The following is an 8,138-nucleotide window of genomic DNA, read 5'->3' on the forward strand; positions in this document are numbered from 1 at the left end:
GGGTCCGGCGCTAGAATAGCGGGACCGTTGACGACAAAGGGACAAGGTTATCATGCGTACACTCAATCGCCTGTTGCTGGCTGGCTTGTTTACCTGCATTCCGCTGGCCGCCATGGCAGCGGATGACGCACCGACCCCGGAACCGGAAGTCACCATCCGCACCGAAGGCGACAAGACCATCCAGGAATACCGCCAGAACGGCTTCCTGTATGCGATCAAGGTCACTCCGAAGGGCGGCAAACCGTATTTCCTGGTGCGCTCGGACGGAACGGAAGCCAATTTCATCCGCTCGGATCAGCCGGATATGCTGATCCCGGCATGGGAAATTTTTTCGTGGAAGTAGTTTCTTAACTTTAATCGGTGCTGGCTCGATAGCGGCACCCGAACTGAGCAGTTTTTAACCATGTCTGTGTTCACCCCCCTGGCTCGGCCCGAGCTGGAAACCTTTCTCGCCCCTTATGGGCTCGGCCGCCTGCTTGATTTCCAGGGGATTGCCGCGGGCAGTGAGAATACCAACTACTTCATCAGCCTGGAGCAGGGCGAGTTTGTCCTGACCCTGATTGAGCGTGGCCCGGCGCAGGAAATGCCGTTCTTCATCGAACTGCTCGACGTGTTGCACAACGCCGACCTGCCGGTGCCCTATGCGCTGCGCACCACCGAGGGTGTCGCCCTGCGCGAGTTGGCCGGCAAGCCTGCGCTGTTGCAGCCACGCCTGGCCGGCAAGCACATCAAAGTCGCCAATGCGCAGCACTGTGTGCAGGTCGGGGAGCTGCTGGGGCATCTGCACCTGGCGACCAAAGACAACATGATCAAGCGCAAGACCGATCGCGGCCTGGACTGGATGCTCGAAGAGGGCACACAGCTTCTGTCGCACCTGGGGGTTGAGTCACGCGCATTGCTACAGTGCGCACTGGATGAAATCACCGCCCGCAAAGACAGCATCCTGGCGTTGCCACGGGCCAACATCCACGCCGACCTGTTCCGCGACAATGCCATGTTTGAAGGCACGCACCTGACTGGGCTGATCGATTTCTACAACGCCTGCTCGGGGCCGATGCTCTACGACGTGGCCATCGCCCTGAATGACTGGTGTTCGGACGATGACGGCTTGATTGACGGCCCACGGGCGCGGGCATTGCTCGGTGCCTACGCCGCGCTGCGGCCATTCACCGCGGCCGAGGCCGAACTGTGGCCGACCCTGTTGCGGGTGGCCTGTGTGCGCTTCTGGTTGTCACGCTTGATCGCTGCCGAGTCCTTTGCCGGACAAGACGTGCTGATTCACGACCCGAAGGAGTTCGAGCATCGCCTGGCGCAGCGTCAACAGGTCAGCACGCCACTGCCGTTCGCCATTTAAAGGCATCGCGGGCAAGCGGAACGCCACCCTGCGCGCTCCCACATGGACAGGGAAAGTCCTGTGAGAGCGGGCTCGCCCGCGAATGGAATGGCGCCTGTTTTCCGGTTACAACGACTCCAGGCACCCCGCCAGATCATTCCCCAACTTCTCCAGCACCTGCTCATAACCCTGTGCGGTGGCCGGCGTGTAGCCACCCAGTGCATCCAGCTCCGCCAGTTTCACCGGCAGGCCCGCCACCAGCGTCTCGGCCAGGCGAGGGCGCAGCGGCGGCTCGCTGAACACACAGGTCTTGCCGACCGCTTGCAGGCGCGTGCGCATCGCGGCGACGTGCTGGGCACCGGGCTGCACTTCGGCGGCCACGCTGAACACGCCCGCATGCTTGAGGCCGTAGGCGTCCTCAAAATAGTCGAACGCTTCATGGAACACGAAGTAGGGCTTGCCCTCGACAACCGCCAGGCGGGCTTTCAATCGCAGATCCAGTGCATCCAGTCGCTCATCGAATGCCTTGAGGTTGCCCTGGTAGCGCCCGGCATTGGCCGGATCGACTGCACTCAGGTCGGCGGCGATTTTAGCGGCGATGACACGCGCATTGACCGGCGACAGCCACAAGTGGGCATCGAGACTGCCGGGGCGGTGATCATGATCATGCTCGTCGGCTTCTTCGGCGTGGGCGTGGTTGTCTTCGCCAAAATGGCGCAGCTTCAAGCCTGGCAGGTCCTGCACGGCCACCGATGGCAAGGTGCGCCCCTTGAGTACGCGGGGCAGGAAGCCCTCCATGTCCGGACCGATCCAGTACAGCAGGTCCGCCGACTGCACGCGCCGTACGTCGGAAGGCCGCAGTGCATAGTTATGCGGCGATGCTCCCGGCGGCAGCAAGACTTCCGGCCCCCCCGCGCCATCCTGCACCGCAGCAGCAATCAGTTGCAGCGGCTTGATGCTGGTAAGCACTTTGACTTCGGCATGAGCGCTGCTGAAAGCGAACAAACTGGCAGCAAATGTGACAAGGATGGCAAAAAGTCTGGACACGATAACCACTCAAAGGGGCGAGAACGAGTAACATAATAACGTCTCTCACAAAACTCGTCGCCGCTCATGCCTATAACACCGCTCGCCAGCCGTCCCCACGACCACTCACATTGCGTGCACAGCGCACTGTCCGAGGCCGATGCCATCTGCGCACGCCAAGGGCTGCGCCTGACCGCATTGCGCCGGCGGGTACTGGAGTTGGTGTGGCAAAGCCACAAGCCGCTGGGTGCCTACGACATCCTGGCGGTACTCAGCGAGCAAGACGGTCGCCGCGCAGCCCCACCGACGGTCTACCGCGCCCTGGATTTCCTGCTGGATAACGGCCTGGTGCATCGGATCTCGTCGCTCAACGCCTTTGTCGGCTGTAACCATCCGGGGCACGCCCACCAGGGTCAGTTCCTGATTTGCCGCGAGTGCCATGCCGCGATCGAGCTGGAGCAAACCTCCATCAGTGACGCCATCATCCACAGCGCCAGCGACGTCGGGTTCGTGGTTGAAGGCCAGACCGTCGAAGTGGTCGGTCTCTGCGCCGGTTGCCAGGGGGCTTGATGAGCACAGCGTTGATCCGCCTTGAGCAGGTTGCAGTGACCTTTGCCGGGCAAACCGTGCTGGACAACATCGAGCTGAGTGTCGAGCCGGGGCAGATTGTCACCCTGATCGGCCCCAACGGCGCCGGCAAGACCACCCTGGTGCGTGCCGTGCTCGGCCTGCTCAAGCCCGACAGCGGCAGCGTATGGCGCAAGCCGAAGCTGAGAGTCGGCTACATGCCGCAGAAACTGCACGTCGACCCGACCCTGCCGCTGTCGGTACTGCGTTTTCTGCGCCTGGTCCCCGGCGTCGATCGCGCCCGGGCCCTGGCCGCACTCAAGGAAGTCGGTGCCGAACAGGTCATCGACAGCCCGGTACAGAGCGTCTCCGGCGGTGAAATGCAGCGCGTTCTGTTGGCCCGTGCCTTGCTGCGTGAGCCAGAGTTGCTGGTCCTCGACGAACCGGTGCAAGGCGTCGACGTAGCCGGGCAAGCCGAGCTGTACAGCCTGATCACGCGCCTGCGCGACCGCCATGGTTGCGGCGTGCTGATGGTTTCCCACGACCTGCACCTGGTGATGAGCACCACCGACCAGGTGGTCTGCCTCAATCGCCACGTCTGCTGCTCTGGACACCCCGAGCAGGTCAGCGGCGATCCGGCGTTCGTCGAACTCTTCGGCAAGAACGCGCAAAGCCTGGCGATCTATCACCACCATCACGACCACGCCCACGACCTGCATGGCTCGGTGGTCAGCGCGGCACCGTCCGCTCATACCCACGTTCACGGAGATGGCTGCAAGCATGGCTGATTTTCTGTTGTATGCCCTGCTTGCAGGCCTGGCCCTGGCTGTCGTCGCGGGCCCCCTGGGATCCTTCGTGGTCTGGCGGCGCATGGCTTACTTTGGCGACACCTTGTCCCACGCGGCCTTGCTCGGCGTGGCGCTGGGCTTTTTGCTGGATGTCAGCCCAACCATCGCGGTCACCGTCGGCTGCCTGTTGCTGGCCGTGCTCCTGGTGACCCTGCAACAGCGCCAGCCACTGGCGTCCGACACTTTGCTGGGGATTCTTGCACCGAGCACGCTCTCTCTGGGCCTGGTGGTACTAAGCTTCATGCATGAAGTGCGGATCGACCTGATGGCTTACCTGTTCGGCGACCTGCTGGCGATCAGCCCTACCGACCTTGCGTGGATTCTCGGCGGCAGCGCAGCGGTTCTGCTGTTATTGGTGGCGCTGTGGCGACCGCTGCTGGCGATTACCGTGCATGAAGAGCTGGCCAGGGTCGAAGGCTTGCCCGTAGCCGGGCTGCGCCTGGCCTTGATGCTGTTGATTGCGGTCGTGATCGCGGTGGCGATGAAAATCGTCGGTGTGCTGCTGATTACTTCGTTGCTGATCATTCCGGCGGCTGCGGCACAACGTCACGCGCGATCGCCCGAGCAGATGGCCTTGGGCGCGAGTTTGCTGGGTATACTCGCGGTCTGCGGTGGCCTGGCGCTGTCGTGGTTCAAGGACACGCCGGCGGGCCCATCGATTGTGGTCGCCGCCGCCGCGCTGTTTTTGCTGAGTTTTGTCCTGCCCCGTCGAGGGGTGTAGACTTGCTCGTTTTTTGCGCAATCAGAGAGTCGCAGGAATGAAGCCGTTCGCCTCCCGTTATCTGCTCCTTGTTGCATTTATGCTGCTGGGTGCCTGCCAGAGCACACCGCCCCCCGAGCCCCCGGACGCGCGGGCGCCGGCGATCGCGCAGCTGGAGCAAAGCCTGGCCAGCAGTGAGCTGGCCACGGCCGAAGATCAATTGGCCGCCCTACAGGCGCAATCACCCAATGATCCGTCGCTGGAGCCTTACCAACGACAACTCGCCGAGGCCTATCTGCAACGCAGCCAGATCATGTTGCAAAAGGGTGATGTCAATGCCGCCGCTACGGCCCTGAGCCGGGCTCGTGTCCTGATGCCCAAGGCCCCGGCACTGACCGGTGGTGTCAACGGTGCGATCACCCAGGCCCGTAAAGCCGAGCTGGAAAAAGCCGAGGCCGCCCTCCAGGCAGCTGCTGCCAAACCGGCCGCCAAAGTCATCGACCCGACGGCTGAAAGCACCACCGTTGCACTGAACATCACCGATAGCAAGCAACTACGCCGGCAACTCGACGCGATTGCCGCCGATGTAGTGAACTACCAGTGCGACGTGAGCATCCAGGCCCCACGCACCGAGGATTACCCCTGGCTGGCCACGTTGCTGACCAAGCGGGTGCAAAAGCTCGACCCAGGCTTCGACCTGGACATCGAGCGACAAATCCTGCGGCACGTCCCGGCGCAAATGGTGTTGTCACCGCGCAGACCGTAAGTGAGATCGCCGCGTGGCTAGCGTCTTCATCGAGAAGAACAGGCTGGCGAAGCGGCGATCTTGTGCATTTGCGGCTATTTCGTTATCGCCAAATGGCATGACGAACGCAAAATAAATGCTAAGAACCTCTATACGGACACGCTAAAATGCCCGCCCGGCTAACCGCTGATCCTTTTCCAACGCGCCCCACAAGGTTCGCTACGTGATCGAGTTTCAAAACGTCCATAAAACCTACCGCGTTGCCGGTAAGGATATTCCCGCACTGAACCCGACCAGTCTGACGATTGAGAACGGCCAAGTGTTTGGCCTGATCGGCCATTCCGGCGCGGGAAAAAGTACCCTGTTGCGCCTGATCAACCGCCTGGAAGATGCCAGCGGTGGCAAGATCACCGTGGATGGCGAGGAAGTCACCGCGCTGGACGCCAATGCGCTGCGCCGCTTCCGTCAACAAGTCGGGATGATCTTTCAGCACTTCAACCTGCTGGCCTCCAAGACCGTCGCGGACAACGTGGCCCTGCCGTTGAGCCTGGCCGGCGAGCTGTCGCGCAGCGAGATCGACCAGCGTGTGGCCGAGTTGCTGGCGCGGGTTGGCTTGTCCGACCACGCCAAGAAGTACCCGGCGCAGTTGTCCGGTGGCCAGAAGCAGCGCGTCGGCATCGCCCGCGCCCTGGCAACCAAGCCGAAAATCCTGCTGTGCGACGAAGCCACCAGCGCCCTGGACCCGCAAACCACTGCGTCGGTCCTGCAACTGTTGGCCGAGATCAACCGCGAGCTGAAGCTGACCATCGTACTGATCACCCATGAAATGGACGTGATTCGTCGCGTTTGCGATCAAGTGGCCGTGATGGATGCCGGCTCGATCGTCGAACACGGTCCGGTGGCCGAGGTGTTCCTGCACCCCAAGCACCCGACCACCAAGCGGTTTGTTCAGGAAGACGAGCACATCGACGAAAGCGAGCAGCGTGATGACTTCGCGCACGTGCCGGGCCGTATCGTGCGCCTGACCTTCCAGGGTGATTCGACCTACGCACCATTGCTGGGCACCGTCGCCCGCGAAACGGGGGTGGACTACAGCATCCTCGCCGGCCGTATCGACCGCATCAAAGACGTCCCTTACGGGCAACTGACCCTGGCCATCACGGGCGGTGACATGGAAGCGGCCTTTGCCCACTTCACCGCAGCGGATGTCCACATGGAGGTGCTGCGCTAATGGAACTGCTGACAAGTTTCTTCGCCAATATCGACTGGTATGAAATCTGGCTGGCCACCGGCGACACCATGCTGATGCTTGGTGGCTCGCTGCTGTTCACCGTATTGCTCGGCCTGCCGCTGGGCGTCTTGCTGTTCCTTTGCAGCCCACGCCAATTGCTGGAAGCCAAAGGTATTTACGCGCTGCTGTCGCTGATCGTGAACATCCTGCGCTCGCTGCCGTTCATCATTCTGTTGATCGTGATGATCCCGTTCACCGTACTGATCACCGGCACCTCGCTGGGTGTCGGTGGCGCGATCCCGCCTCTGGTGGTTGGCGCTACGCCATTCTTCGCCCGCCTGGTGGAAACCGCCCTGCGTGAAGTCGATCGCGGCATCATCGAAGCGACCCAGGCCATGGGCGCGACCACGCGCCAGATCATCACCAACGCCTTGCTGCCGGAAGCTCGCCCGGGCATCTTCGCGGCGATCACGGTGACCGCGATCACGCTGGTGTCCTACACGGCCATGGCCGGTGTGGTGGGCGCCGGTGGCCTGGGTGACCTGGCGATCCGCTTCGGTTACCAGCGCTTCCAGACGGATGTGATGGTGGTGACCGTGGTGTTGCTGCTGGTGCTGGTCCAGGTTCTGCAAACCGTCGGCGATAAGCTGGTGGTGCACTTTTCCCGAAAATAAATGCAATCGCCGGCATCACGCTGGCAGGCGCCCGAAAAGGGCGCCTCAAAAGGAGTTTGCTGAATGAAAAAACTACTCGTCGCGTTCGCTGCCGTTGCCTCGTTCGCCGCCAATGCCGCTGATACCCTGACGGTCGCCGCTACTCCGGTACCGCACGCGGAAATCCTCGAATTCGTGAAGCCAGCCCTGGCCAAGGAAGGCGTGGACCTCAAGGTCAAGGTCTTCACCGACTACGTACAGCCGAACGTGCAAGTGGCCGAAAAACGCCTGGATGCCAACTTCTTCCAGCACCAGCCGTACCTCGATGAGTTCAACAAGGCCAAGGGCACTCACCTGGTGAGCGTGGCCGGTGTGCACATCGAACCGCTGGGCGCTTACTCCAGCAAGTTCAAGGCTCTGGCTGACCTGCCAGGCGGCGCCACCGTGGTCATCCCCAACGACGCCACCAACGGTGGCCGCGCGCTGCTGCTGCTGGACAAGGCCGGCCTGATCAAGCTGAAGGACTCGAACAACATCCTGTCGACCGTCAAGGACATCACCGAGAACGCCAAGGGCCTGAAGTTCCGTGAACTGGAAGCCGCGACCATCCCGCGCGTGCTGACCCAGGTCGACCTGGCGCTGATCAACACCAACTACGCGCTGGAAGCCAAGCTTGACCCGTCCAAGGACGCGCTGACCATCGAAGGCAAAGACTCGCCTTACGTGAACATCCTGGTTGCTCGCCCGGACGACAAGGACAGCGAGGCCATGAAGAAGCTGATTGCAGCCCTGCATACTCCGGAAGTGAAAGCGTTCATTCTCGAGAAGTACAAAGGCGCGGTATTGCCTGCGTTCTGATCTGACGCTTTAACAAAAAATGGGGCGCATTCATTGCGCCCCATTTTTTTGGTTCTTCACGGAATCCCGGGAAACACAGAAACAAGAACGCCGATTTGATTGATGATGTTCGTGCGAGCAAACACATCTAACAAACCGGCGTTCTTATGCGTGATATTAATACTTTCCTTCCTTTTT

10 protein-coding genes are annotated in these 8,138 nt (G+C 61.6%); 9 read left to right on the top strand and 1 reads right to left on the bottom strand.

What is annotated here, in order from left to right; all coding sequences use genetic code 11:
- Positions 1 to 52: 52 nt before the first annotated feature.
- Positions 53 to 343, top strand: a complete 291-nt coding sequence (locus CKW25_RS24710; RefSeq protein WP_095083454.1) for a DUF2782 domain-containing protein — start codon at positions 53 to 55, stop codon at positions 341 to 343.
- 60 nt (positions 344 to 403) lie between these two features.
- On the top strand, positions 404 to 1,354 hold the full coding sequence (locus tag CKW25_RS24715) for a homoserine kinase (protein WP_095083456.1): 951 nt from the start codon (positions 404 to 406) through the stop codon (positions 1,352 to 1,354).
- 105 nt (positions 1,355 to 1,459) lie between these two features.
- Here CKW25_RS24715 and CKW25_RS24720 read toward each other — a convergent pair whose 3' ends face one another.
- Entirely contained in the window at positions 1,460 to 2,389 is a 930-nt protein-coding gene (locus tag CKW25_RS24720) for a zinc ABC transporter substrate-binding protein ZnuA (RefSeq protein WP_095083458.1), read from the bottom strand.
- A 57-nt stretch (positions 2,390 to 2,446) separates the two neighbouring features.
- Here CKW25_RS24720 and CKW25_RS24725 point away from each other — a divergent pair, with 57 nt between their 5' ends.
- From CKW25_RS24725 to CKW25_RS24755, 7 genes are all read left to right on the top strand, one after another.
- Entirely contained in the window at positions 2,447 to 2,929 is a 483-nt protein-coding gene (locus tag CKW25_RS24725) for a Fur family transcriptional regulator (protein WP_095083460.1), read from the top strand.
- A complete protein-coding gene (gene znuC / locus CKW25_RS24730; RefSeq protein ID WP_095083462.1) occupies positions 2,929 to 3,714 on the top strand; it encodes a zinc ABC transporter ATP-binding protein ZnuC in 786 nt (261 codons plus the stop codon). Before CKW25_RS24725 ends, znuC begins: the two co-directional genes overlap by 1 nt.
- The gene (gene znuB / locus CKW25_RS24735) at positions 3,707 to 4,495 is read left to right on the top strand and encodes a zinc ABC transporter permease subunit ZnuB (RefSeq protein ID WP_095083464.1); all 789 of its coding nucleotides are present in this window, start codon (positions 3,707 to 3,709) and stop codon (positions 4,493 to 4,495) included. Before znuC ends, znuB begins: the two co-directional genes overlap by 8 nt.
- Positions 4,496 to 4,532: 37 nt before the next feature.
- Positions 4,533 to 5,240, top strand: a complete 708-nt coding sequence (locus CKW25_RS24740) for a PA5502 family lipoprotein (RefSeq protein ID WP_095083466.1) — start codon at positions 4,533 to 4,535, stop codon at positions 5,238 to 5,240.
- A 202-nt stretch (positions 5,241 to 5,442) separates the two neighbouring features.
- On the top strand, positions 5,443 to 6,450 hold the full coding sequence (locus CKW25_RS24745) for a methionine ABC transporter ATP-binding protein (protein ID WP_095083468.1): 1,008 nt from the start codon (positions 5,443 to 5,445) through the stop codon (positions 6,448 to 6,450).
- A complete protein-coding gene (locus tag CKW25_RS24750; RefSeq protein ID WP_095083470.1) occupies positions 6,450 to 7,124 on the top strand; it encodes a methionine ABC transporter permease in 675 nt (224 codons plus the stop codon). The genes CKW25_RS24745 and CKW25_RS24750 overlap by 1 nt, the downstream gene beginning before the upstream one ends.
- 63 nt (positions 7,125 to 7,187) lie before the next feature.
- A complete protein-coding gene (locus tag CKW25_RS24755; RefSeq protein ID WP_095083472.1) occupies positions 7,188 to 7,961 on the top strand; it encodes a MetQ/NlpA family ABC transporter substrate-binding protein in 774 nt (257 codons plus the stop codon).
- Positions 7,962 to 8,138 lie beyond the last annotated feature (177 nt).

This window comes from Pseudomonas sp. Irchel s3h17 (genome assembly GCF_900187505.1).
Classification (GTDB): Bacteria; Pseudomonadota; Gammaproteobacteria; order Pseudomonadales; family Pseudomonadaceae; genus Aquipseudomonas.

Excerpts from the sequence above, each read along its gene's own strand:
- CKW25_RS24725 (WP_095083460.1), top strand. The coding sequence starts at position 2,447 with ATGCCTATAACACCGCTCGCCAGCCGTCCCCACGACCACTCACATTGC.
- CKW25_RS24755 (WP_095083472.1), top strand. The coding sequence starts at position 7,188 with ATGAAAAAACTACTCGTCGCGTTCGCTGCCGTTGCCTCGTTCGCCGCC.
- CKW25_RS24740 (WP_095083466.1), top strand. The coding sequence starts at position 4,533 with ATGAAGCCGTTCGCCTCCCGTTATCTGCTCCTTGTTGCATTTATGCTG.
- znuB (WP_095083464.1), top strand. The coding sequence starts at position 3,707 with ATGGCTGATTTTCTGTTGTATGCCCTGCTTGCAGGCCTGGCCCTGGCT.
- CKW25_RS24715 (WP_095083456.1), top strand. The coding sequence starts at position 404 with ATGTCTGTGTTCACCCCCCTGGCTCGGCCCGAGCTGGAAACCTTTCTC.
- znuC (WP_095083462.1), top strand. The coding sequence starts at position 2,929 with ATGAGCACAGCGTTGATCCGCCTTGAGCAGGTTGCAGTGACCTTTGCC.
- CKW25_RS24750 (WP_095083470.1), top strand. The coding sequence starts at position 6,450 with ATGGAACTGCTGACAAGTTTCTTCGCCAATATCGACTGGTATGAAATC.
- CKW25_RS24710 (WP_095083454.1), top strand. The coding sequence starts at position 53 with ATGCGTACACTCAATCGCCTGTTGCTGGCTGGCTTGTTTACCTGCATT.